General features: G+C 63.6%; 23 protein-coding genes. 12 read left to right on the top strand and 11 right to left on the bottom strand.

Annotated elements, in window-relative coordinates; all coding sequences use genetic code 11:
- The 6 genes from NKH35_RS14670 to NKH35_RS14645 form a co-directional block, all read right to left on the bottom strand.
- Positions 1–987, bottom strand: coding sequence for an ABC transporter permease (locus NKH35_RS14670; protein ID WP_023673071.1), 987 nt, complete (start codon positions 985–987; stop codon positions 1–3).
- Positions 984–1,964, bottom strand: a complete 981-nt coding sequence (locus tag NKH35_RS14665) for an ABC transporter permease (protein ID WP_023733121.1) — start codon at positions 1,962–1,964, stop codon at positions 984–986. Before NKH35_RS14665 ends, NKH35_RS14670 begins: the two co-directional genes overlap by 4 nt.
- Positions 1,961–3,523, bottom strand: a complete 1,563-nt coding sequence (locus tag NKH35_RS14660; protein ID WP_023815609.1) for a sugar ABC transporter ATP-binding protein — start codon at positions 3,521–3,523, stop codon at positions 1,961–1,963. Before NKH35_RS14660 ends, NKH35_RS14665 begins: the two co-directional genes overlap by 4 nt.
- 100 nt (positions 3,524–3,623) lie before the next feature.
- Positions 3,624–4,748, bottom strand: a complete 1,125-nt coding sequence (locus NKH35_RS14655) for a sugar ABC transporter substrate-binding protein (RefSeq protein ID WP_023682221.1) — start codon at positions 4,746–4,748, stop codon at positions 3,624–3,626.
- Positions 4,749–5,072: 324 nt separating this feature from the next.
- A complete protein-coding gene (gntR, locus tag NKH35_RS14650) occupies positions 5,073–6,101 on the bottom strand; it encodes an HTH-type transcriptional regulator GntR (protein WP_023682222.1) in 1,029 nt (342 codons plus the stop codon).
- 159 nt (positions 6,102–6,260) lie between these two features.
- Complete coding sequence (locus NKH35_RS14645; RefSeq protein ID WP_352915098.1) at positions 6,261–7,433, bottom strand: MFS transporter; 1,173 nt, start codon at positions 7,431–7,433, stop codon at positions 6,261–6,263.
- Positions 7,434–7,663: 230 nt separating this feature from the next.
- Between NKH35_RS14645 and NKH35_RS14640 the strand changes: the two genes are divergently transcribed.
- From NKH35_RS14640 to mocR, 4 genes are all read left to right on the top strand, one after another.
- A complete protein-coding gene (locus NKH35_RS14640; protein WP_352656156.1) occupies positions 7,664–7,951 on the top strand; it encodes a DUF3175 domain-containing protein in 288 nt (95 codons plus the stop codon).
- A 214-nt stretch (positions 7,952–8,165) separates the two neighbouring features.
- Complete coding sequence (iolE, locus tag NKH35_RS14635) at positions 8,166–9,077, top strand: myo-inosose-2 dehydratase (RefSeq protein WP_352915080.1); 912 nt, start codon at positions 8,166–8,168, stop codon at positions 9,075–9,077.
- Positions 9,078–9,291: 214 nt separating this feature from the next.
- Positions 9,292–9,498 (top strand): LacI family DNA-binding transcriptional regulator, encoded by a 207-nt coding sequence (locus NKH35_RS14630; RefSeq protein ID WP_023682225.1) that lies wholly within the window; start codon positions 9,292–9,294, stop codon positions 9,496–9,498.
- A gap of 1 nt (position 9,499) precedes the next feature.
- Positions 9,500–10,966, top strand: coding sequence for a rhizopine catabolism transcriptional regulator MocR (mocR, locus tag NKH35_RS14625; protein ID WP_023696197.1), 1,467 nt, complete (start codon positions 9,500–9,502; stop codon positions 10,964–10,966).
- Between the two features lie 21 nt (positions 10,967–10,987).
- Here mocR and NKH35_RS14620 read toward each other — a convergent pair whose 3' ends face one another.
- The gene (locus tag NKH35_RS14620) at positions 10,988–12,232 is read right to left on the bottom strand and encodes a DegT/DnrJ/EryC1/StrS family aminotransferase (RefSeq protein WP_352915077.1); all 1,245 of its coding nucleotides are present in this window, start codon (positions 12,230–12,232) and stop codon (positions 10,988–10,990) included.
- Here NKH35_RS14620 and NKH35_RS14615 point away from each other — a divergent pair.
- The 6 genes from NKH35_RS14615 (at position 12,231) to NKH35_RS14590 (ending at position 17,778) form a co-directional block, all read left to right on the top strand.
- Positions 12,231–12,614 carry a hypothetical protein gene (locus tag NKH35_RS14615; protein WP_352915075.1) on the top strand — a complete coding sequence of 128 codons (384 nt, stop codon included), beginning with the start codon at positions 12,231–12,233 and terminating at the stop codon, positions 12,612–12,614. The two genes, NKH35_RS14620 and NKH35_RS14615, sit on opposite strands and share 2 nt — an antisense overlap.
- Entirely contained in the window at positions 12,589–13,500 is a 912-nt protein-coding gene (locus NKH35_RS14610; RefSeq protein ID WP_352915072.1) for a polysaccharide deacetylase family protein, read from the top strand. Before NKH35_RS14615 ends, NKH35_RS14610 begins: the two co-directional genes overlap by 26 nt.
- A 63-nt stretch (positions 13,501–13,563) precedes the next feature.
- Positions 13,564–14,532 carry a rhizopine catabolism ABC transporter substrate-binding protein gene (locus tag NKH35_RS14605; protein ID WP_023682230.1) on the top strand — a complete coding sequence of 323 codons (969 nt, stop codon included), beginning with the start codon at positions 13,564–13,566 and terminating at the stop codon, positions 14,530–14,532.
- Positions 14,533–14,689: 157 nt separating this feature from the next.
- Positions 14,690–15,805, top strand: coding sequence for an ABC transporter permease (locus NKH35_RS14600; protein ID WP_352915095.1), 1,116 nt, complete (start codon positions 14,690–14,692; stop codon positions 15,803–15,805).
- On the top strand, positions 15,802–16,638 hold the full coding sequence (locus NKH35_RS14595; RefSeq protein WP_023712088.1) for an ATP-binding cassette domain-containing protein: 837 nt from the start codon (positions 15,802–15,804) through the stop codon (positions 16,636–16,638). The genes NKH35_RS14600 and NKH35_RS14595 overlap by 4 nt, the downstream gene beginning before the upstream one ends.
- 33 nt (positions 16,639–16,671) lie before the next feature.
- A complete protein-coding gene (locus tag NKH35_RS14590; protein WP_023733124.1) occupies positions 16,672–17,778 on the top strand; it encodes a Gfo/Idh/MocA family protein in 1,107 nt (368 codons plus the stop codon).
- Positions 17,779–17,926: 148 nt separating this feature from the next.
- Here NKH35_RS14590 and NKH35_RS14585 read toward each other — a convergent pair whose 3' ends face one another.
- Both NKH35_RS14585 and NKH35_RS14580 read right to left on the bottom strand, forming a co-directional pair.
- A complete protein-coding gene (locus tag NKH35_RS14585; protein WP_023733125.1) occupies positions 17,927–18,703 on the bottom strand; it encodes a FadR/GntR family transcriptional regulator in 777 nt (258 codons plus the stop codon).
- A 118-nt stretch (positions 18,704–18,821) separates the two neighbouring features.
- Entirely contained in the window at positions 18,822–19,712 is an 891-nt protein-coding gene (locus NKH35_RS14580; protein ID WP_023733126.1) for an NAD-dependent epimerase/dehydratase family protein, read from the bottom strand.
- A gap of 117 nt (positions 19,713–19,829) precedes the next feature.
- Between NKH35_RS14580 and NKH35_RS14575 the strand changes: the two genes are divergently transcribed.
- Entirely contained in the window at positions 19,830–20,768 is a 939-nt protein-coding gene (locus NKH35_RS14575) for an NAD(P)-dependent oxidoreductase (protein ID WP_023687954.1), read from the top strand.
- An 18-nt stretch (positions 20,769–20,786) separates the two neighbouring features.
- Here the strand turns inward: NKH35_RS14575 and NKH35_RS14570 are convergent, their stop codons facing one another.
- Both NKH35_RS14570 and NKH35_RS14565 read right to left on the bottom strand, forming a co-directional pair.
- Positions 20,787–21,569 (bottom strand): FadR/GntR family transcriptional regulator, encoded by a 783-nt coding sequence (locus NKH35_RS14570; protein WP_023733128.1) that lies wholly within the window; start codon positions 21,567–21,569, stop codon positions 20,787–20,789.
- A gap of 179 nt (positions 21,570–21,748) precedes the next feature.
- Positions 21,749–22,738: a sugar-binding protein gene (locus tag NKH35_RS14565; RefSeq protein ID WP_023673050.1), complete on the bottom strand. Its 990-nt coding sequence runs from the start codon at positions 22,736–22,738 to the stop codon at positions 21,749–21,751.
- A gap of 466 nt (positions 22,739–23,204) precedes the next feature.
- On the opposite strand from NKH35_RS14565, the gene NKH35_RS14560 reads away from it, so the two are divergent.
- Positions 23,205–23,945, top strand: coding sequence for an ATP-binding cassette domain-containing protein (locus tag NKH35_RS14560; protein WP_023682237.1), 741 nt, complete (start codon positions 23,205–23,207; stop codon positions 23,943–23,945).
- Positions 23,946–23,958 lie beyond the last annotated feature (13 nt).

The following is a 23,958-nucleotide window of genomic DNA, read 5'->3' as shown; positions in this document are numbered from 1 at the left end:
TCAGCGGCTTGCCGGCGCGCGGCCGTAGAGCAGGAGCATGGCGACGATGACCAGGCCATAGACGATCTGCCGCCCCGCCTCCGGCATCTGCATGACCGAGAGTATGGACTGCAGGAGGGTGATCAGAATGACACCGGCGACGGTGCCGAGATAGGAGCCGCGGCCACCCAGGATGGAGGTGCCGCCCAGAACCACGGCGGCGATCGACGGCAGGAGATAGGCATCGCCCATCGATTGCGCCGCCTTGGAGGCATAGCCGGCGAGAAGCACTCCGCCAAAGGCGGACAGCCCGCCTGAGATAGCGAAGGCGATCATCACCACGCGCCTTGTATCGATGCCGGAGAGATAGGCGGCACGCTCGCGGTTGCCGATGCCGTAGACGGTGCGGCCGAAGCTGGTGCGGGACAGCACGAACACCATCGCGGCACCAATCAGGGCCCAGATGATGACGGCGTTAGGCACGCCTGGAATGGTAAAACCTGTCGCAAGATAGCGCATGGCGCCGGTGGCCGAATCCTGTGGCGAGTAGCCGCCGGTATAAACGACCATGAGCCCCTGAGCGACAGCGTTGGTTGCGAGCGTGATGATCATCGAGGGTATGCGCAGATAGGCGACGCCAAAGCCGTTGACGATGCCGATCAGCACCCCGCAGAAGATGCCGAACGGGATGGCCAGCGCCACACCGATCGGGCCATAGGCCGCAGCCGCACACGCCATCATCGCGCCCGCCGCCACCGCCCACGGCACCGACAGGTCGATCTGGCCTAGCAGGATGACCAGCATCATGCCTGTGGCGATGACGCCGAGGAACGAGGCCACCTTGAGCTGCTGCAAGAGATATTCAGGCGACAGAAAGCTCCTGGAATAGAGGCTGCCTAGGAACAGCAACAGCACGATGCAGGCGAAGGCCGTCAGCACCGCCGGATCGGCGCGGCGGATGAATTTCGGCATGCGGCCGGCTATGCCGCCCAACGTCGTTTCGCTCACAGGAACCACTCCAGCCGGTTGCGGACCCGAAACAGTGCGAAGGCGCCGAGGCTGACCGCAACCAGCAGGATAACGCCCTGGAACAGTGGCTGCCATAGCGGGTCGAAATCGAACACGAACAACAGGTCGCCGATGGTGCGGAAGGCCAGCGCGCCGAAGATGGCGCCGATGGCGCTGCCTTTGCCGCCGAACAGCGAGACGCCGCCCAGCACCACCGCGGCAATCGAAAACAGCGTATAGGCGTTGCCACTGGCATAGGCTGCATCGCCGGTATAGGTGAAGAAGGTCAGGAACAGTCCGCCGATCGCGGCCAACAGGCCTGCGAGCGCGTAGGCAGCGAACTTGCCGCGCCTTATCGGCACACCGGACATGTAGGCCGCCGTCTCCGAGGATCCGGCCGCATAGGCCGCGCGCCCGAGCACCGAGCGGCTGAACGGTACCCAGACCACGAGCACGACGGCGAGCAGCACGACCAGGCTCGCCGGCACCACGCCCAACAGGCGTCCGGTCAGCGCGTCGGCGAGACCTTCGTTGACCGAACCGCCGGGAAACGGCCTCAGCAGCAGCGCGATGCCGAAATAGACCGCACCCGTGGCGATCGTGGCGACGATCGGCTGCAGGCGGCCGTAGATGACGATGGCGCCGTTGATCGCCCCGCACAGGAACCCGGTGCCGAGCACGGCGATGACGCCGAAAGCGGTCTCGAGGCCGGTGCCGATGACTAGCCAGGAGGCGAGGCAATTGGTCAGCGTGAAGATCATGCCGACGGAGAGGTCGATGCCGGCGGTGATCACGACCAGTGTCTGCGCCATGGCGACGAAGGCGAGCAGCACGCCCTTGTTGGACGCCGTCTGCACGACATTGGCGGTGAAGCCCGCCGGATGGTTCGAGGTGTAGATGACGAACATGACAATGAATATGCCGAGTGCCATCAGTGTTCCGCGCTGCTCGGCCAGCCAGTAGCGCCACTCTTTCACGCGTCCGCTCCCTGTCTTGCGCCGGCATCGTCTCTCGCGCCGTCATCGCCGTGGATGTTGAGCGCGCTTGCAATGAGCGCCCGCTCGGTGATCTCGGCCCCGACCAGCTCGCGCTTGACCGCGCCGTCATAGAGCACCAGCACGCGGTCGCAGCAGCCGATCAGTTCGTCATAGTCGGTCGAATAGAACAGGATCGCTGCCCCCGCATCCGCCAGCTTGCGCATCAGTTGATAGAGTTCCTGCTTGGTGCCGACGTCGATGCCGCGCGTCGGATCGTTGAGCAGGATGATACGCGGCTGGCGCATCAGCCATTTGGCGATGACCACCTTCTGCTGGTTGCCCCCCGACAGCGCACCGACCGGAATGTCGAGGCCGGCCGTCTTGATCGCCAGCAGCCCGACCATGTCGTCGATCAGCCGCTGTTCGGCGGCGCGGTCGATGATGCCGGCCTTGGACAGCCGGTCTAGGGCGGCAAAGGAGAGGTTCTCGCGCACCGTCATCGGCAGCATCAGGCCTTCGGTCTTGCGGTCCTCCGGGATCAGCGCCATGCCGATGCGGTCGTCGCGCGCCGCTTGGGGGCTGGCGATCGAAACAGGCTTGCCGTCGATAAGGATCTGGCCGCCGAGGCCGCGCAGCACACCGAAAAAGGCAAGCAGCAATTCGCGCTGGCCCTGGCCGTCCAGGCCGCCAAGGCCGACGACCTCGCCTGCCCCGACCGTCAGCGAGACATTGTCCAGCCGGTCCGTCCAGGACAGCTTGCGCGCCTCCAGCACAGGAACGGCGGCGGCTGCGGTGCGCGCGGGTTTGGGCGGGAAAATATGGCTGTATTCGCGCCCGATCATCAGTTCGACGACTTCGTTGTCGCTCTTTGTGCCTGCCTTGTAGCTGGCGACATTGCGGCCGTTGCGAAACACCGTGCAGTGGTCGGCAAGCTCGGCGATCTCGTTCATGCGGTGCGAAATGTAAAGCAGCGCCAACCCTTCCGAGCGCAACCGCTTGAGCACGCTGAATATCCTGGCGACGTCCGTCGCGGTCAGCGCCGAGGTCGCCTCGTCGAGGATCAGGATGCGCGGCTTCCTGGCCAATGCCTTGGCAATCTCGACCATCTGTCTTCTTGAAAGCGGAAGATCCTTGACCAGCGCCAATGGATGGATATCGGCCGCACCTGCGCGTGCCAGCGCATCCTCGGCAATGCGGCGCTGCGCCTTGCGGTCGATCATGCCGAAACGCTTCGGCGGATCGGAGATGACGATGTTGTCGGCAACGCTGAGTTCGGGAACCAGCGACAGCTCCTGGAAGATGCAGACGATGCCGGACTTGTTTGCAGCAGCAGGCGAAGCGAACGTCACCTCGCCGCCGTTCAGCATCATGCGGCCTTCGTCGGGCGCGACGACGCCCGCCATGACCTTGATCAGCGTCGATTTGCCGGCGCCGTTTTCGCCGAGAATGGCGTGGATGCTACCGGACGCGACCGAAAGCTCGGCCTTTTCCAGCGCCCGCACACCACCATAGCGCTTGGATATGCCTTCCATCCGGAAGAGCGGAACCGCACCGTCCATCGGCCCTCCCGAGGCAGTTTGACTTCAAGGGATATCGAGTGGCCGGCGCCGCGGAGATCCCGCGGCGCCGGATATGCCGCCTACCGCCTATTGGTCAGCCCTATTGGTCAGCTTTGGTCTGGCCCATGATTTCCTGCGCGGTGAAATTGATGCCGCAGGTCGGGAAGGAATTGCCGACGAAGAAATTGTCGGACTGGTCGGGGAAGAAATCCTGACCGGCCTTGAAGTTCGGATCCTCGACGATCGCCAGCGGCAGTTTCACCGCCTGCGGCACGACGTTGCCTTCGAGCGCGGCAATCGCCGTCTTGATGGCGACCGCGACCTGCGCCGGACCGGTGCCAGCCGATGAGCATTTCAGCCCGTCACCGGCATGTGCCGCGCAGAACTTGCGGAAACCGTTCTCGGTCTCCCCGCCGAACGGCACGAAAGCATGCTTGGCATCGATCATCGCCTGCACGATGCCGGTGTCGCCGCCTTGCCCGGTGATTCCGTCGAACGGACCGTTGGTGGCAATGGCGTCGGCCGTGGCCTTCTGTGCCACGCCGTCGTCCCATTTGCCGACCACCTCGGTGACGTCCCATTTCTTGCCGGAGGCATCGAGCGCTTCATGGATTCCGTTGTGACGGTCGGTGTCGACGGAAGTCCCCGCAACGCCGCGCACTTCGAGCACCTTGCCGCCATTCGGCACATGGCCGACCAGCCATTTGCCCCACAATTCGCCAAGGCCCTTCTGGTCGACATTGACGTTGATGGCGTCCTTGGTATCGAGAATATTGTCGAAGGCGACGAGGATGACGCCAGCTTCCTTGGCGCGCTTGATGACCGGCCCGAAAGCGGTCGGGTTCTGGGCGTTGACGACGATCGCATCATAGCCGGAATCGATGAAGTTGTTGATCGCCGAAATCTGAGCCGGCACGTCCTCGCCGGTCGAGACGACCTTGAATTCCTTCAGTTTCGCGGCGACCTCCGGCTGGGCCGCATAGGCCTTGGCGGTCTGCACCATCTGGATGCGCCAAGTGTTGGCGATATAGCCATTGGCGAGCGCGATGCGGTATGGGCCGTCTTTCTTGGGGAACTTGAAGAACTGCGTATCGGCCGCCCAGGGCGCAAAGCAATCCGGCTCAGCCGACGGTCCCTTGACGACTTCTGGGTCGGCCATGGCCGACGAACTCAGCATGACGAATGCAGTGGCGGCAACGATGCCACCAACAAGTGACTTGATCATCGATATTCCTCCCAGTTGTAGTTTTGTTTGCTGCTGCTTGTTTATTTGATGCAATTTGTCGTGGTGTGGTTTCCACGCCTGCCGAAGGCCCTCCAGCCTGGCCGGCGCCACGTCTCAAGGGCCCGAAGCCGGCCCGATCCCCTCCCCCTCGCCGCTTCACAGGCGAGAAACGAAACTAGCATATTATACATAATAAACAAGCATGAGCTGTTGCTTATGTATAATAAACAGGGCGGCCTTTCATCAAAACGTCTGCCCGACGAAAATGGTAGCGCTACCATCACGTTGTGTAAAGCACCATTTGCTGAGGCCGCCAAAGCCTGTTCAGCGTGCGGTGCTCTCGCGGGGCTTGAGTTCGAAACCGAGATCGACGACCCGCTGCTCAGGCCTTCGTCCTGCGATCGCCGCCAGCGCCATGGCGACAGACCGACGGCCGATTTCATAGCGAGGGGTGCGGATACTGGTGAGCGGCGGGAACGCCGCCTGCATCATTTCGAGGTCGTTGAAGCCGACAATGCCGATTGTTTTCGGCACGTTGAGCGCGGCGCTATGGCATTCGAACAAAACGCCGAGCGCGATGTCGTCATTGTTGCAGAAGACGCCGTCGAGCGCCGGCATCTTGGCCAGCGCATCGCGAAGCAGCTCGCGGCCGAGCGTCACGCTGGACAGTAGCGGCGTGGTGGTGACCAGCCGGGGGTCGAACAGGCCGGCCTTCTCCATTGCCGCGCGGTAGCCGGCAAGCCGCCGCTGCGAGCGCGGGTCCATGCGTGCGCCGATGAAGCCGATCCGCCGGTAGCCGGCCTCGATCAGATGCTCGGTCGCGGTGCGGCCGCCGTCAAAATGCGAGAAGCCGACCAGCATGTCGACCGGATCGGGCCCGGTCTCCATCACCTGCACCACCGGGCAGCCCGCGCTCTCCAGCAGCTTTCGCGAGGTCGGCGTCTGGTCGATGCCGGCCACGATCAGCGCCGCCGGGCGCTGCGGTGCGAACACCTGCAGCAGGCGCTCCTCCTCGAGGCCGGAATAATGGGTGTTGCCGAGCTGGACGCGGAACGGGCCGTCCGACAGGCTGTCATAGATGCCGCGCACCACTTCTGCGAAGACGTTGTTGGTCAGCGACGGCACCAGCACGCCGAACACATCGGCGCGCGCCGAGGCCAGCGCCCGTGCATTGGGATCCGGGACATAACCGAGTTCGTCGACGGCGGCCTGGATCTGGCGCCGCAGATCTTGGCTGACGCGTTCCGGTTCGCGCAGCGCCCGCGACACGGTGATGGCGCCGACGCCGGCCTTGCGCGCCACATCTGATAGGGTCGGGCGGCCGCCCCCACGACGCGAGCGCGGCTTGGTCATGGACATCCTCCACGTGCCGGGCCCCGGCCGCTGCGCCCTTGCGAAACCATGTTCAGCTTTTCCACCGCCACCATGCCAACCGGCTGCTGCCGCACCCACTCGCCTGCTGGCGTCGCGCAGCCAATCGCCCTTGTCAAGCAACAGGGCAATCCTGCCTTCCTAAGCCATCAGGGCAGCACTGCGTTTTGCTTTCCACAGCAGCAGCCCGATGGCCACTATGTTCAGCAAGTTCCACGCGATCCCGTTGAGGAACGCGGCGGCGTAGGAGCCGGTCAGGTCGTAGATCCAGCCCGACATCCAGCCACCGATCGCCATGCCGAAGATGGTCGCCATCATGACGATGCCGATACGCTGGCCGGCCTCCCTGGCGGGCAGGTATTCGCGCACGATGATGGCATAGCAAGGCACGATGCCGCCTTGCGACAGGCCGAACACCAGCGACACGACATAGAGCGAGGCAAGCCCGTCGAACGGGATGTAAAACAAAAGCGACAGGCATTGCAGCACGGAACCGATAAGCAGGGTTTTCACGCCGCCGATGCGGTCGGCGACAAAGCCGGAGGCGAGCCGGCTGACGACGCCCGCCGCCATCATGATCGACAGCATGTCGGCGCCATGCGCAATGCCGTAGCCAAGATCCATGCAATAGGCGACGATGTGCACCTGCGGCATCGACATCGCCACGCAGCAACCGAGACCGGCAACGATCAGCAGCACCTGTAACGCCGCCGGCGACAGCGAAATCGACTGCACTGGCCGGCTTCCGGGTGAACCGGCGGCAGCCGCCGCCGGAGCAGCGCGCCGCAACAACAGCACCAGTGGCACCATGGTGACCAGGCAGAAGACACCGATGCCGGCATAGGTGAAGCGCCAGCCTTCCGCCTTGATCAGTGTCGGCATGATGGTTGGCCAGAGCGCTCCGGCGAGATAGTTGCCAGCCGCCGCCGCCGTGACGGCGACGCCGCGCCGACGGTTGAACCAGTGCGAGATGTCGGCGATCAGCGGCCCGAAGATCACCGATGTGCCGACACCAATCAGCACGCCCTGGGCAAGGGTGAATTGCAGGATAGAGGTCGACAACGCGGCGAGCAGCAGGCCGGCGGCGAGAGCCACCGAGGATAGCAGTGCCGGGATCCAATACCCCATGCGATCGACCGCGCGGCCAACCAGCACATTGCCGGCGGCGAAGCCGATCATGGTTGCGGTGTAGGGCATCGATGCCGCGGCGCGGTCAACGCCGAACTCGGCCTGCACGGCCGGCAGCACGACGACGACGGCCCACATGCCGACCGCACCGATCGTCGCCAGCAGCATGGAGATGGCAAGCCGCATCCAGGCGTAGCTGCTGTCGATGCCGGGGCTATCCGCCTGATTGGCGACGATCGGGGTCAAGGCGTTTCCTGTCTACGGTCCTGGGAAGTCGACCGTTGTGTCGCCACTATCGGCGCATTCACCGCGACGGGCAGCGCCACAGGGCCATGATTCGTGGCTCCAGCGGCCCGGCGACTTTCTCGGGAACCGGCGGCGGCCTGCCCGAGTTTTGCGACAGGAAGGAGTTTGTCATGACCGCGAAAAAGAAATGGTCGGCCGAGGTGACCGAGCATAGCGATGCGATGGACCTTGAGGACCATATCTTCGAAGCCGACGACGCCAGGAAGATCGCGGCCTCGCTCAAGCGCTCGGCCGAGCACAGCGACCGCCGCAAGGCCGAGCCGTTTCAGTCGGCCATGGCGATGCTGAATTTCTACATCAACCGCGCCGGCAAGAACCTGCCGCAGGCGCGCCGGAAAGTGCTCGAGGACGCCAAGGACGAACTGCGCGCGGCCTTCGGACGGCCGCAGCAGGATTAATGCATGTCGCTCAAAAGTGGCGCCGGTTTTGAGACAACGACATGCATAAACCAAGACCTAAGCGCGTCGACTTAGTCCGTTCAAACGGGACGCGCTTTAGCGCTCCCGATTGGCTCTGCCAAATTCACCTCAACTGGACCTAGTGACAGGTCCTCTTTCCCCTCAGTTTGCCGGCCTCGGCTTTGTGTTTCCCCGAGCCCTTTGAAGTAGCGGCATGACGGTCAAGATCGGCATCAATCCCATCACCTGGAGCAATGACGATGTTCCCGCACTCGGCGGCGATACGCCGCTCGCGACATGCCTGTCGGAAACCAGGCAGGCCGGCTATCGCGGCACCGAACTCGGCGGCAAATTCCCCAGGCGAAGCGACGAGCTTGGACCGATCCTGTCTTCTTACGGACTGGAGCTCGTCTCCGGCTGGTATGACGGCCGCATCCTCGACCGCACGGTCGACGAGGAATTCGCCGCCGTCACCTCGCATCTGACCCTGCTGCGCGTCCCCCCGGCCGCCGGCGTGGTCTATGCCGACACCTCGCGCGGCCGTCATGACGGCATTTTCGCACCGATCTCGCAGCGTCCGCGCCTCGCTGACGGCGAATGGACCGCCTATGGCGAGAAGCTGACCGAACTCGCCGACCGCATGGCTGCCTTCGGCGTCGGCATGGCTTTCCATCACCATATGGGCACCATCGTCGAGAGCGATGACGAGGTCGACAGGCTGATGGCCGCAACCGGCAAGAGCGTCGGCCTGCTGTTCGATACCGGCCATTGCCTGTTTTCGGGCGGCGACCCGGCCTCGCTCCTGAACCGGCATCTCGACCGCATCGTGCATTTTCATTGCAAGGACGTCCGCGCGGCCGTGCTGGAGAAGGCACGGCGCGAGGACATGAGCTTCATGGCGGCAGTGATGGAAGGAATCTTCACCGTGCCTGGCGATGGCTCCGTCGATTTCCTGTCGCTGCTGCAGCCTCTGGCCAGCCATGGCTTCGAAGGCTGGATCGTCGTTGAGGCCGAGCAGGATCCGGCCAAGGCACACCCCTTGACCTATGCCACGAAAGGTTACGCTTCGCTTCTCAAAACGGCCTGCGCGGCCGGGTTCGACGTGGCAATACGAGACATGGCCTAACCACCGCCGGGGGGCTGGTGGTTGGGCCGGTTGGGCGCGCGCCTCGGTAGGGGTAGCGACGCGAAAGCGCCCGGCGATCCGCGCCGCCGCCCTCCCTTGGCGGCGCGGATCGCACAGTTCTTGGCATCGAAATTTTTGCCCCCGAGTTGCCGGCCCGGCGTTTCCAGCTTGAGGCTGGGAACGAGGCATGCCTTGATGCAGATGGAGGAGCGACATGGCATTCGAGGCGGCACTCGGCATGGAACGGCTTTGCACCATCCGTGAGATCGCCGAGAAGGCGGAACTCGGCGCGGCAACCGTTCACCGCGCGCTGAAGAACAGCCGCGAGGTTCATCCCGAAACCAGACGGCTGGTGCTGGAGACTGTCTGCCTGCTTAACGAAGAGAAGATCGCCCGCGCCGCCAGGTTGGTCGGAGACTAGCTTGGCCGACCATATGCGCCTTTCCCTCGACATCATGTCGGTCGACCGCGGCTCGGACGAACCGATGCACCGGCAGATCTACGGCGCCCTGCGGCGCTTCATCCTCGACGGCCAGATCCAGCAGAACACGCTGCTTCCTTCGACACGCTCGCTGGCCGAGGATCTCAAGGTCGGCCGCAACACGGTGATCGCCGCCTACGACCAGCTGCTCGCCGAAGGGTTTATAGAGGCGCGCGCCGGGTCCGGCACCTGGGTGGCGCCGATCCAGCAGAAACGCCCGCCGGCCGCGCTGCGCGCCGGCCTCGCCGCCCCGCAAAAACTCTCGCGGCGCGGTCAGACCATCGTCAACGGCCCGCAGCCGCCACGCAATGCCGGCGTCATCAACTTCCATCCGGGCGTGCCGGAATCGGCATCCTTTCCCTTCACCATCTGGTCGAGCCTTCTGGTGCGCAATGCGCGCAGCCGCGATGAGAATTTGCTCGGCTATATCTCCTTTGCCGGCCATCCCGGCCTGCGCCAGGCCATCGCCTCGACCATAAGCCTGTCGCGCGGCATCAATTGCACCGCCGACCAGGTCATCATCGTCACCGGCGCGCAGGCAGCACTCGACCTCGCTTCGCGCGTGCTGATGGACGAAGGCGACCATGTCTGGATGGAGGAGCCCGGCTATCTCGGCGCCAAGAGCGCCTTTCTCGCCAGCGGCGCGCAGCTTGCGCCCTTGAAGGTCGATCGCCTTGGATGGCATCTCGCAGACCCAGAGCTGCCGCCGCCGCGCCTAATCTATGTGACGCCATCCTGTCAGTGGCCGTTCGGCACCATCATGCGCATCGAGGAACGACTGCAGCTGCTTGACATCGCGGAACGCCACGGCGCCTGGATCGTCGAGGACGATTATGACGGCGAATATCGTTATCGCGGCCGGCCGGTGCCGGCGCTGCGCGGCCTCGATCATGCCGACCGCGTCGTCTATATTGGTTCCTTCGGCAAGACGCTGATCCCGGCGCTGCGCATCGGCTATCTCATCGTACCCCGCGAACTGTCCGTGCCCTTCGACCGTGCCGTCTCGATCACCGGCCAGTTCGCGCCGCTGATCCTGCAGGCGACGGTCAACGACTTCATCACGCAAGGCTATTTCGCCACACATCTGAAACGCATGCGCCGCCTTTATGCGCGCCGGCAAGCCAATTTCGTCAAGCTGTGCCAGGAGCATCTGGCCGAATGGCTGACAGTGACCGAGAACGATTCCGGCATGCAACTGCTGGCCAGTTTTGTCCGACCCTACAAGGACAGTGACGTCGTCGCCGCCGCCGTCAAGGAGGGCCTCGACGTGCAGGGCATCTCGATCAACTACCATTCGAGCGAGCCGGAACACGGCCTGCTGCTCGGCTATGCCGCGATGGACGAACGCCAGATCCTGCGCGCGGTGCTGGCGTTGCGCGCTGCCTTCATGCGGCTGGACCGGCAATAGGCCGATCCAGCGCTGAGCGCTTCAGTTCACACTATCGAATTTCTGCAGATCGACGGGCGCTGCCTTGCGCACCTCGACATCGTCCAGCGAGGCATTCTCCAGCGCCACACGGGCCGCCGCATCGATGTTATGGATCATGTCGTCGATGTCGGCGTCGCCATGCGCCGGATTCATCGCGATCATCACCGTGCGGTTGAGGATGTCGAGAGAACCCTTGCCGAGGTCGTCGGCATAGGTCAGCCGCAGGCCCTTGTTTTCCGGCAGCGTGTACGGATTGAGCGCCGGATGATGCGCGCCCTCATGCATCAGCACCTGGTCCCACTGGGTGAAATTGTGGCGGCCGGTCTTGCCGGCAATGACGCTCGGAATGGTCTTCGAAAAAGTCTGCGCCGCCTGTTCGCTGGGCAGCAGATACATTACCTGTGCCGCGCAATCGTCGTCGGGGCTGTTCATCGGCGACGGCGTCAGGCCGAGATTGCCGAGATGGCGCGTGCCGGCCAGCACCTTCTTCTTCTCCGCCCGCATCGCCTCGATGATGCCGTCCAGACGGTCGAGCTGGACATTGAGCATCGCGCCCATCAATTCCGAGGCGCGCGCGCCGATGCCGGCGAACGGCTTGATGCTGTCGCTGCGGCCCTGCCAGTAGAAGTGGCAGGGGTCGATGGCGCAGCGCGCGCGCTCGGCCACTTTCGGATCGCTGGTGGCGATGCCGCCGCCCTCGCCCGACGTGATGTTCTTGAAGTAGTTGAAGGAGTAGGCGCCGGCATGGCCGATGGAGCCGAGCTTCTTGCCCTCATAGCCGCCGCCAATGCCCTGGCAGACATCTTCCAGCACGAGCAGACCGCGTTTTTTAGCGATGTCCATGATGGCGTTCATGTTGCAGGCCGCACCCCACATATGTACCGGGATGACCGCCTTGGTGCGCGGGCCGACGGCGTCGCGCAGAGCGGCCGGGTCGATGGTCAGGCTCTCGTCGATATCGACAATGACCGGAATGGCGCCGACCGACAGCACTGCTGTGGCGGTCGCCATATAGGTGTGCGCCGGCACCAGCACCTCATCGCCCGGGCCGATGCCGAGGCCGATCAGGCCGGCGGCGAGCCCATAGGTGCCGCTGGCGGCCAGCGCAAAATGCTCGACGCCGAGATGCCTGGCATAGCGGGCCTCGAAGCGGTTGCACTCGCTGTTCTCGCCATAGCGAAACAGCGCACCCGAGCGGATCACCCTGGCAATGGCTTCGATCTCTTCTTCGCCGGCAGTGTACATGGCAAGTCTCCACATCGCTGATGGTATGAAAGCAGTACGCCTGCGGCCGCTGTTTGAAAGAACCACTCCGCTGCGATCGGACCAAGCCATCCTGCTCACGTCGGAGCGGCGTTTAGCGCCGACTGTGGGCATAACGAATGAAATCGACATTCCAGAATGCAGGCCCGCGGAAAAATCGTACCCATCCGAATTCGCTGAAGTGGCCCTGTTGGAAAGCCCGCATTGGGCGTTCCATCGCGTCCAGTTGGGCAAACGGTCGGTTCCATGCAGCACGGGACACACTTTGGAAGACCCTCGAAAGGGTGCCGGCAAGATGGTGGCCGGCAAGATGGTGGCCGGCAAAACGGTGGCCGTCCATGACGCGACAGCTCGTCCTGCATGAAGACGATGTAGGCATGTGCCATGGCGCCAACAGCGCCTTCCTCGAACTGACCGCACTGGGCGCCTGCAGCTCCGGCGCCGTGATGGTGCCGTGCCCATGGTTCCCTGAGGTGGCCGAAGCGGCAGCCGCCGATCCCCGGCTCGATCTCGGCGTCCACCTGACGCTGAACAGCGAAAAGCAGCACTACAAATGGCGGCCGCTGACGTCGCCGTCGCGCGCGGCCGGCCTGACGGACGAGTTCGGCTATTTCTGGCCCGATGTCGCGACCACCCGCCGCAAGGCAGCACCGCAAGCGGTGGAAACCGAGCTTCGCGCGCAGATCGACACCGCCTACCGCGCCGGCATCGACGTCACTCATCTTGACGCCCATATGGGGGCAGCGCTGTCGCCCGAGTTTTGCGACGTCTACATCAAGCTCGGCCTGGAATATCGGCTGCCGGTGCTGTTGACCAAAACGCTGTCGGCCTATTCGCCCAACGACAATCTGGTTGGCGTCACCGAAGCGGCCTTCCAGCGCGGCGTCACTGAAGCCCGGGCCAAGGGCTTTGTCATCTTCGACGCTGCCATACAGACGACCTGGGGCCGTCCACGCTCAAAGCCGATAGAGCCAGCCTACAAGGCATTGGTCGAAGGAGTCCGCAAAGGCTTGACCTTCTTTTGCCTGCATTTCAATGCGCCGGGCGAGTTGGAACTCATCGAGCCGCGCTCCGCCTATATCCGCACCGAGGAATATGAACTCTTCCGCGACCAGGCTTTCCGCGACTGGCTCGGCGCGCAGGACATCGACGTCATCGGCATGAAGCCGCTGCGCGAGGAGCTTCGTGCACGGCTCGGGGCATCGACACCGGCAAAGGCCCGCAAAGCGGCCACCCGGGCAGCACCGTAAGCCGATCCGGTCGGCCGAGGCGCAAAGAGGGAATTGGAACTGCAACGACAATGGGAGAATGACATGAAGACTGTTCTGAAACTGGCGCTCGGCGCGCTTGTCTCGATGAGTATGCTGGCGGGCGTCGTGCAAGCGGCCGGCCTGAAGGATCCCAAGGATGTCCGCATCACCTTCGTGGTGCATGGCTCGGCCTCCGATCCCTACTGGTCGGTGGTCAAGCGCGGCGTCGACGATGCGGCGGCGCTCACGGGCGCCAAGGTCGAATATTATGCGCCGCAAGTGTTCGACGTGGTCGAACAGGCCCGCCTGCTCGACGCGGCCATCGCCACCAATCCAGACGGCATCGCCGTCTCCATTGCCGACGCCAATGCGCTTGGTAAATCGGTCAAGGCCGGACTTGCCGCCAACATTCCGATGGTCGTGCTGGATTCCGGCGAGAAGGAAGGCGCCGAACTCGGCACCTCTCTCTATGTCGGCACAGTCTCCGAATATGATTCCGGCAAGAAGGCCGGCGAGCGCCTGGCCAAGGAAGGCACGCTCAAGGTCGTCTGCATCAACCACGAGGTCGGCAATGTCAGCCTCGACCAGCGCTGCCAGGGGTTGAATGACGGGCTGAAGCCGTCAGGCGGCGGCACCGAGGTGCTTACCGTGTCGCCCGATCCGGCCGACATCCAGCGCCGCACCGAGGCCTATCTGTCGGCGCATCTCGACACCCAGGCCGTCTTCGCGCTCGGCGCCACCGCCGCCAATCCGCTGATCCCGTTCTTCCGGCAGAAGGAATTGTTCGGCAAGATCAAGCTCTACACCTTCGACATCAGCCCCGAAGTCCTGGATTCCGTCGTCGCCGGCGAAATGGGCTTCGGCATGGACGCCCAGCAATATCTGATGGGATACCTGCCGGTGATCTATCTGGTCGAGCATGCCACACATGGCTTCTGGCCGCAGAACAACGCCTACACCGGCCCGCTGTTCATCGACTCGCCCGACAAGGCCAAGGCGATCCTGGCGCTCGCCAAGGACGGCATCCGCTAAGGCAAGACCAAAACGGATCGGGGAGCCGCCATGCGCTCCCCGTCTCTGGTCGAGATTGCGAAGTGAGCGATTGGGGAGCCTAATGGCTGTTGTGGAAGACAAGGCGATACCTCCAGAAGCGCCGGCCCCCGGGGTACTGGGCAAGGACCGTTTCGGCATGATGTCGAAACGGCCGGCCCGTGCTGACGAGCGGCTGGCCAGCACCGGCCGGCTGACTCAATGGCTGCGCCGGCCCGAAGCCGGTGCCGCCGGCGGCCTCATCGCCACCATTATCATCTTCGCCCTGCTGCCGGGTGCATCGAACCTCTATTCGCTGCAGGGGTCGATGACCTTCCTGACGCTGGCGGCCGAACTCGGCATCATCGCCACTGCCGCAGCCCTTCTCATCATCGCCGGCGAGTTCGATCTCTCGGTCGGCTCGATGGTCGGCTTCGCCGGCGTCGTCATCGGGCTGACGGTGAAATACTGGGGCCTACCGCTGTGGGGCGGCATCGCCTGCGCCTTCGCTGTCGCCATCCTCACCGGCTACGTCAACGGGCTGATCGTTGTGAAGACCCGCCTGCCCTCCTTCATCGTGACGCTGGCGTCGCTCTACATCCTGCGCGGCCTATCGATCGGCATCACCCGCGCCGTCACCGGCCGCACGCAGATCCCCTACATCCTCGACGGCGCGCCGGACCCGGCAACCGCGGGCCTGTTCAACGGCCATCTCCTGACCGGCTTCTTCCAATGGATGGGCACGCAAGGTTGGATCGCCACCCGCACCGACGGCATTCCCTTCGTCGTCGGCATTCCGATGTCGATCGTCTGGTGGCTCGGACTGACAGCGCTTGCCGGCTATGTCTTGACCCAGACCAAATACGGCAACTGGATCTTCGCCACCGGCGGCGACCTCAATGCCGCCCGCAATGTCGGCGTGCCGGTCGACCGGGTTAAGATCGCGCTGTTCATCTACACCGCCTGTGCCGCGACCTTGCTTGCCACCATCCAGGTGATGGAGGCCGGCTCCGCCGACACCACGCGCGGCCTGCTCAAGGAATTCGAGGCGATCATCGCCGCGGTCATCGGCGGCGTGCTGCTCACCGGCGGCTACGGCACCGTCTATGGCGTGCTGTTCGGCGCGCTGATCTTCGGCCTGGTGCAGATGGGCATCTTCTACACCGGCATCGACACCGACTGGTTCAAGGTCTTCCTCGGCATCGTCATTTTGATGGCCGTGCTGGTCAACAACTACATCCGCCTCAAGGCGCTCGGACGCGGAGGCGGCAAATGACCTACCCAAACCCGTCCCCGGCCATCCAGCCAGCCATGGAATTGCGTGGTGTGTCGGTCAATTTCGGCTCGGTGCGCGCGCTGCAGGATATCGACATCAAGGTCTATCCCGGCGAGGTGCACTGCTTGCTGGGCGACAACGGCGCCGGCAAATCGACGCTGATCAAGGTTCTGTCGGGCGTGCACCGGCCGACCAAGGGCGAGATTTTCGTCGACGGCAAGCCCGTCACGTTCCGCAGCCCGCGCGACGCGCAGGACCTCGGCGTCGCGACGGTCTTCCAGGACCTCGGCATGATCTCGCTGATGTCGATCACGCGCAACTTCTTCCTCGGCCGCGAGCCGACCAGAAGCCGCCTGCCCTTCTCGCGCTTCGACAAGGAGCGCGCCAACACAATTGCCCGCCAGGCGATGGCCGATATCGGCATCGACGTGCGCGACCCGACGCAGGCCGTCGGCACGCTGTCGGGCGGCGAGCGCCAGTCGGTGGCGATCGCACGCGCCGTGCATTTCGGCGCCAAGGTGCTGATTTTGGACGAACCGACCTCGGCGCTCGGCGTGCATCAGGCGGCGATGGTGCTGAAATTCATCATCGAGGCGCGCATGCGCGGCCTGGCCGTGATCTTCATCAGCCACAACATCCACCACGCCTACCCTGTCGGTGACACTTTCACGCTGCTCAACCGCGGCCGCAATCGCGGTACATACGCCAAGTCCGAGATCTCGCGCGACGAGGTGATTTCCATCATGTCGGGCGGCGAGGATTTGAAGGCGGTGGAAGCTGAGATTGCCGGGCTGTTGGCGCAGATCGGCAACCGGCCGGCCGCCGCACCCTGAGCCTGGAACACTTTTGCAGAGAGTATTAACAGCATGAGCAGGATACGCGTCGGCGTCATCGGCGCCGGCATGATTTCGCAGGTCGAGCATATTCCAAACCTGTTGCGGCTCGGCGACCTGTTCGAACTGGTCGGCGTTGCCGACCCGTCAAGGATTTCGCGGGAATATGTCAGCGAAATTCACGGCATCGCCAATTTCGAAACGCCGGAGCAACTGTTCGGCCAGAAGCTCGACGCCGTCGTCATCGGCTCGCCCGACCCGCTGCATCACGAGCAGGTGCTGGCCGCACTCGGGCGCGGCCTGCATGTCTTCAGCGAAAAGCCGCTCTGCTATTCCCCGGCGGAAATCGCCGAGATCGTCGCCGCGCGCGACAAGGCCGGCAAGGTCATGCAGGTCGGCTATATGAAGCGCTTCGATCCGAGCTACCGGCTGGCGCTGGCCTCGCTGCCCGGCACGGCAAAGACGTTGCGGTCCGTCTCGGTCGAGGTCAACGATCCCGATGCCTGGCCGTTCATCGCCCACCAGCGCTACAAGCGCGGCAACGACATTCCCGAGGAGCTGATTGCCGCCGCGCAAAGCAAGCAGAAACAACAGGTCGAGCGCGCCATCGGCCAGCCCATGACCGATCTGGCTTTCTGTGGATTTATCGGCGCTTACAGCTCCGCCTTGATTCACGATGTGAATGCCGTGCACGGACTGCTCGACGCACTCGGCGTGCCGGAGGGCGAGGTTGTCGGCGCGCAGATCTTCGCCAATGGCGATGGCGGCCAGGGCGCGGTAAAACTGCTCGACGGCCAGGCGCTGTGGACGATGACGCATCTCACCGTGCCGAAGCTCGCCGACTACAAGGAACGCATCACGCTCTTCTTCGACGCTGCCAGCCTCGAGCTCGAATTCCCCTCGCCCTGGCTCAACCATCACCCGACCCGGCTGACTGTGAAGACCTCGGACGGCCACACACTGTCGAGGAAGGATCTACGCGCCGGCTACGGCGAAGCCTTCGTCGAGGAACTGCGCGGCTTCTGGGGTGCGATCGTCAATGGCGACGAGGTGGTCAACCGCCCCGAGCACGCCGCGCGCGACCAGGCGCTGCTGATCGCGCTGACCAGGCAGCATTTGGCCACTTCGCAGGCCGGCTGAGCGCTCGCAGGATGTGTTGAGATTCAGGTCAGGCCGCGCCGAAAACATTGGGTTCGAGAACCGGAGCGGAGCGTACTTAAGTACGTGAGCACCGGAAGCGCAGAAAGCCGGCGTTTGCAGGCCCGCCTCACCTGAATTTCAGCACATCCTACCGGGTGTTGATGACGCCGTCTGTATTGGCGAGCAGCTTGCGCACCGCGTTGCGGGCCGCCTCCGGCCGCTGCAGGCGGATGGCCTTCTCGATCGCCTCGTGCAGTTGCTGTGCATGCTGCAGATCGTCGAGTTCGCGCGTCGTATAGGTGAACAGATGATCGAAGGCGGATTCGATCAGCACGCCGAGCGGCACCAGCAGGTCATTGCCGGAGGCACGCAGGATGGCCAGATGGAAACGTGTGTCGGCGCGCGTGCGCTCCTGCAGGCTCGACGCCTCGCCCATCTCGCGGCAGGCCTGGCTGATCTCGGCCATCTGCTCCTCGGTGCGTCGCATGGCTGCGAAGGCAGTCGCTTCCGGCTCGATGATGTGGCGGAATTCCTGCACCGTCTTCAGGAACACCTCACGGTCGGGCGCGGTCGCGTACCAGGCGAGCACATCGCGATCGAGCAGGTTCCAGCGCTCCCTGGGCTCCACCCAACTGCCGATCTTGGGGCGCGATGCCAAAAGGCTTTTGGCCATCAGCATCTTGATCGCTTCGCGCACCGCAGAGCGACTGACGTTGAAGGTTTCGGACCATTTGGCTTCATTGGGCAGGATGGTGCCTGGCGGATAGTCGCCGCGCACGATCCGAAGCCCGATTTCGCTGGCCAGCGAGGCATGCACGCTGGTGCCGGGCATCCGGGTGGCGTCAGCCCGCCGAACGGCAGCCGGGCGCTCGGCTGTCTCAGTCTTGTCAGACTTCTTTCCCTTATTCGGCTTTCCGTCCCTCATGCATCCACAAAGTCCGGATTTCGAAAGCTGTCAAGCAGAGGACCGGGCGCAGGCGGCAAAGCCTGTGGCTGTGCACAGATCAGGTTACAACCTTGCCCCAAAGCCCAATTTGCCAGACCTATTTGACGTATTTGCGCCAGCTGTGCTCGGGACGGAAGCCGAGCATGTCCCTGGCCTTGCGGTTGGAGAGCAGCGTTTCATATTCGCCGAGCTGCGTCTTGACCGGCACGTCGGGATAAAACCGCTTCAACAGTTCCGCTGTCGGCAGGTCGGACGAGGTGTCGTCATTGGCGGCGTTGAACACCTGGAAGCCGAGCCCGTCCGTTTCAACGGCGCGCAGCGCGATCTGGCCGAGATCGCGCGCGTCGACATAGCTCCAAGCGATGCGCTTGCGAAAGCCCGGATCGGCAAACCACTTCGGAAACAGCGAATATTCGTGCGGCTCGATGACGTTGCCGATGCGCAAGGCATAGATATCGGTGCCGTTGCGCTGCGCAAAGGCGCGCGCCGTGTGCTCGTTGACGACCTTGGACAGAGCATAGCTGTCCATCGGATCGACGTCGTATTCTTCATCGAGGGGAAAATATTTGGGGTCGCGCGGTTCGTTGGCGAACACCACGCCGTAGGTGGTCTCGCTGGACGCGATCACCACCTTGGGGATGCCAAGCTTCACCGCCGCCTCGATGACGTTGTAGGTGCCCATCGCATTGATGCGGAACACCTCATTGTCGGTCGTGATCATGATGCGCGGTATGGCGGCGAAATGCACCACGGCATCGACCGGCTGCGGCCGCAGCGACGGGTCGAATTCATGCAGGCCCATATAGCTCGACAGCGCGTTGAACACCTGGCCGCTGTCGGTGATGTCGGTGATCAGCGTGCGCACCTTGGGATTGTCGAGCGGCCTGGTGTCGATGTTGAGCACCTGGCAGCCCTGTTCGACCAGATATTGCACGACATGGCGACCGGCCTTGCCGCTGCCGCCGGTGAACATGATCCGCTTTGTCATTTTCGTCTCCGATGCCTAGGATTTCCGTGTATTGTCAGACAATATGGCATTCCGCAACCACCCTCGCCCGCCAGACGGCGGCGCCCAATATCAATCATCGCAACAGGACTTCAAGACATGACCACGACCGCCGCGAGCGAAAAGATCGGCTTTATCGGCCTTGGCCTGATGGGGCACGGCATTGCCAAGAACATCGTCGACAAGGGCTATGGCCTGACCTTCCTCGGCCGCAAGAACCGCAAGCCGGCGGAGGACCTGATTGGCCGAGGCGCCAAGGAGGCGGCGACTTCGCGCGACGTGGCGGCGGCGTCCGACATCGTCTTCATCTGCGTCACCGGCTCGCGCGAGGTGGAAGCCATCATCCGCGGCCCCGGCGGCCTCAAGGAGGGCTTGAAGAAGGGTTCGGTCGTCGTCGACTGCTCGACCGCCGATCCGGTCTCGACGGTGGCGCTGGCGGCGGAACTGAAGGAGATCGGCGTCGACTTCGTCGATGCACCGCTCAGCCGCACCCCGAAGGAAGCCTGGGAAGGCACGCTCGACGCCATGGTCGGCGCGCCCGACGCGCTGTTTGCCCGTGTGAAGCCGGTCATCGAAACCTGGGCCGGCCGCATCGTCCATATTGGCGATACCGGTGACGGCCACCGCATGAAGCTGCTCAACAACTTCATCTCGCTGGGCTATGCCGCGATCTATTCCGAGGCGCTGGCGCTGGCCGAAAAGGTCGGCATCTCGCCACCGCGTTTCGACAGCGTCATCCGCAACGGCCGCATGGATTGCGGCTTCTACCAGACCTTCATGCGCTGGACGCTGGAGGGCGACCGCGACGCGCATAAATTCACCATCGCCAACGCCTTCAAGGACCTGACCTATCTGGAATCGATGGCGGGTGCGGCCGGCATCGCCAACCCGCTCGGCAACGCCACCAAGAACTCCTTCGCCGGTGCCCATGCCACTGGCCCGGCCGAGCAATTCGTGCCGATGCTGGCGACATATATCGGCAAGGTCAACGGCGTCGACCTGATGCCCAGCAAGGATGGCAAGAAGCAGACGATTTGAGGTGGCGAAAAGCCTGTGTCAGCGCCTCGACCGGCCGATAACATCGTCGGTGTTGGCGAGCAGTTTGTGCACCGCATTGCGCGCGGCCGCAGGGCGCTGCAGGCGGATGTTCTTCTCGATGGCCTCATGCAGCGCCTGCGCCCGCCGCTGATCGCTGGTCTCGCGTGTGACGAAGACAAAGAGATGATCGAGCGCCGACTCGATCAGAACGCCAAGCGGCACCAGCAGATCGTTGCCCGAGGCGCGCAGTATGGCGAGGTGAAAACGCGTATCGGCGCGGATACGCTCCTGCAGGTTCAGAGCCTCGCCCATCTCACGACAGGCCTGGCTGATCTCGTCCATCTGCTCGTCGCTGCGCCGCGTGGCGGCAAAGGCCGACGCTTCCGGCTCGATGATGTGACGGAACTCCTGCACCGTGCGCAGGAAGGCCTCCCGGTCCGGCCCGGTCGCGTACCAGGCCAGCACATCGCGGTCGAGCAGGTTCCAGCGTTCCCTGGGCTCGACCCAGCTGCCGATCTTGGGCCGTGAAGCCAGCAGGCTTTTGGCCATCAGCATCTTGATGGCTTCGCGCACCGCCGAACGACTGACATCGAAGATCTCGGCCCATTTGGCCTCGTTGGGCAGAATGGTGCCGGGCGGATAATCGCCGCGCACGATTCTGAGGCCGATCTCGCCGGCCAGCGAGACATGGACGCTCGCTCCCGGAAAATGCGCGGCACCGGCTCTGCGCATGACAGCCGGACCGCGGCTGGCTTGTGCCTTGGCCCGCTCGGTTCGCTTCTTTGATTTCTCGTCCGGCATTCACGTTCCAATGCGTCGGCCGTCTGCGTCCGGACTGGTCCGAACCTGCACGGCGCGCCGATCTCGTTGCCGAAAATCCAAACTACAGACGCGTCAAAGCCGGAGCCTGCTGCCCCAACCGTTGCGTCCGTCCGGGAAGAGACGGGGCGCCCGTCAAAGGGCGCCCCGAAATCGAGAACCTACTTCTGGATGCAGGTGTCGACCGTGTCCTTGGTGCATTCGTCGAGGCCGGTGAACACCGGATCGGCGACGGCCTTGCCTTCGACCAGATCGATCATCACCGACGGTGCCTTGTAGCCCATTTCGAACGGCCGCTGACCAACCAGAGCAGTTACAAGGCCGTCACGGGCGATCGCCACTTCATCGCCAATCGTATCGGCGGCGCCGATGACGAAGTCGTTGCTGGCGATGCGGTCCTTGAGCGGCCCGAACAGGTCGCGATAGGGCTGCGGTGCGCCAAACAGCGGCCAGCCGCCCATGATGCCGAAGGCGTCGAGCTTGGGATTGGCGGCGAGGATGTCGGTCATCGCCTGCACGCCCTTGGCGCCGTCGTCATTGGTGAACACCGGGCAACCGGCGACTTCGGTCCAGCCGCCTTCGCCGGCAAGTGCCGCCAGGCCTTCCTTGCCCGACAGCGCGTCACGCATGCCCTGCGCGCGGCGCAGGATGTTGTCGGCCGCGGGATTGCCTTCGATGGTACAGATCGTGCCGCCGTTCGGCTTGCCCTTCTTGATGTACTCGCCGATCTTGTGACCCATCAAATAGTTGTCGGTGCCGAGATAGGTCTTGCGCAGCGCGGCATCTTCCTTGCTGAGATCGGCGTCGAGCGTCATGATCGGGATCGTCGGATTGGCGGTCTTGATCGTCTGAGCGATCAGCGGCGCGTTGGATGGCGAAATCGCCATTGCCACCGTGTCGGCCTTGCTCAGCATGTCCTGGACGATCTGCGCTTCGCCGGCCTCGTCGGAGGTCGATGCCGGGCCGGTGTAGAAGCATTCATATTCCGAGCTGGCATTTTCCTTGTTCCATTTCTCGCAGCCCTGGTGGATGGCTTCAAAGAATGGATTGTCGAGACCCTTCACCACGATGACGAGCTGTTTCTTGGCCAAAGCCGGCCCGGCGCCCAGCGCCATGGCGGCGACGGCGGCGAGCAAAAGTGTTTTCCTCATGTCAGTCCTCCCTTGAAACAGACGGACACGGCGTGCCCGCCACACAGATCGACCGGATGCTTGATGACTGAGGTTCGTTTCACGAGCACTCGTGTCGCCAAGACAGATCGATAAGCATTTCCAGATGCGGCATTGGCCCGGCTCAACACAAGGGTGGCGCCGCAACCTCGACCGATAAACCTCCGCCGATTCCGCCCGGCTAACCGCCAGCGGCATCGGCATAATCTCCTCCGACGCTTAGCTAATATCGGCTTGCGGCCAACGTCAATGCTATTTGTCCTACAAAACGGATTTTTGGATAACCAACGCTTCAATTCGTCCGACAATTGATTGACGAGCGCCGGCTTTTGCGTAAAAGAACGCTGACGCTGTTTCCGGGAGGAGATGGGGAGAGCGGGGCCAAAGCAGCGCCGGCATTCACGCCGGGAACAGCAGCGGGTCGCAAAACACGGGGAGGCAAAGACTGGTGGCGGTTCTCGAACTCACCAATATCTCGAGGCATTTCGGCGCCATCCAGGCGGTCAACGACGTATCGCTGTCGATCGAGCCCGGACAGGTGGTCGGCCTGATGGGCGACAACGGCGCCGGCAAGTCGACACTGGTCAAGATGATCGCCGGCAATTTCCGCCCCAGCCATGGCGTCATGCGCATGGACGGCAAGGAGTTGATCCTGCACAAGCCGGCGGAAGCTCGCCAGCACGGCATCGAGATCGTCCACCAGGACCTGGCGCTGTGCAACAATCTGACCGCCGCCGCCAATGTCTATCTCGGCCGTGAATTGCGCCGGGGCCTCGGCCCTTTACGCATCCTCGACTATGCCGCCATGTACAAGCGCGCCGGCCAGCTCTTCGCCGAGTTGAAGTCCGAGACCCGTCCGCGCGACCTCGTCAAGCAGATGTCGGGCGGCCAGCGCCAGGCAGTAGCGATTGCCCGCACCATGCTGTCGCAGGCCAAGATCGTGTTGATGGACGAACCGACGGCCGCGATCTCGGTGCGCCAGGTCGCCGAAGTGCTGAACCTGATCCGCCATTTGCGCGACCAAGGCATCGCAGTGGTGCTGATCAGCCACCGCATGCCTGACGTGTTCACCGTCGCCGACCGCGTCATCGTCATGCGGCGCGGCCGCAAGGTCGCCGACAAGACGATTGCGTCAAGTTCGCCCGAGGAAGTCACCGGGCTGATCACCGGCGCCATCGAACAGGTTTGATCTCAGCGAATTT

Origin of the sequence: Mesorhizobium sp. M1143, assembly GCF_040318435.1 — a bacterium.
Classification (GTDB): Bacteria; Pseudomonadota; Alphaproteobacteria; order Rhizobiales; family Rhizobiaceae; genus Mesorhizobium.
This window is presented reverse-complemented; position numbering and strand designations above follow the sequence as displayed.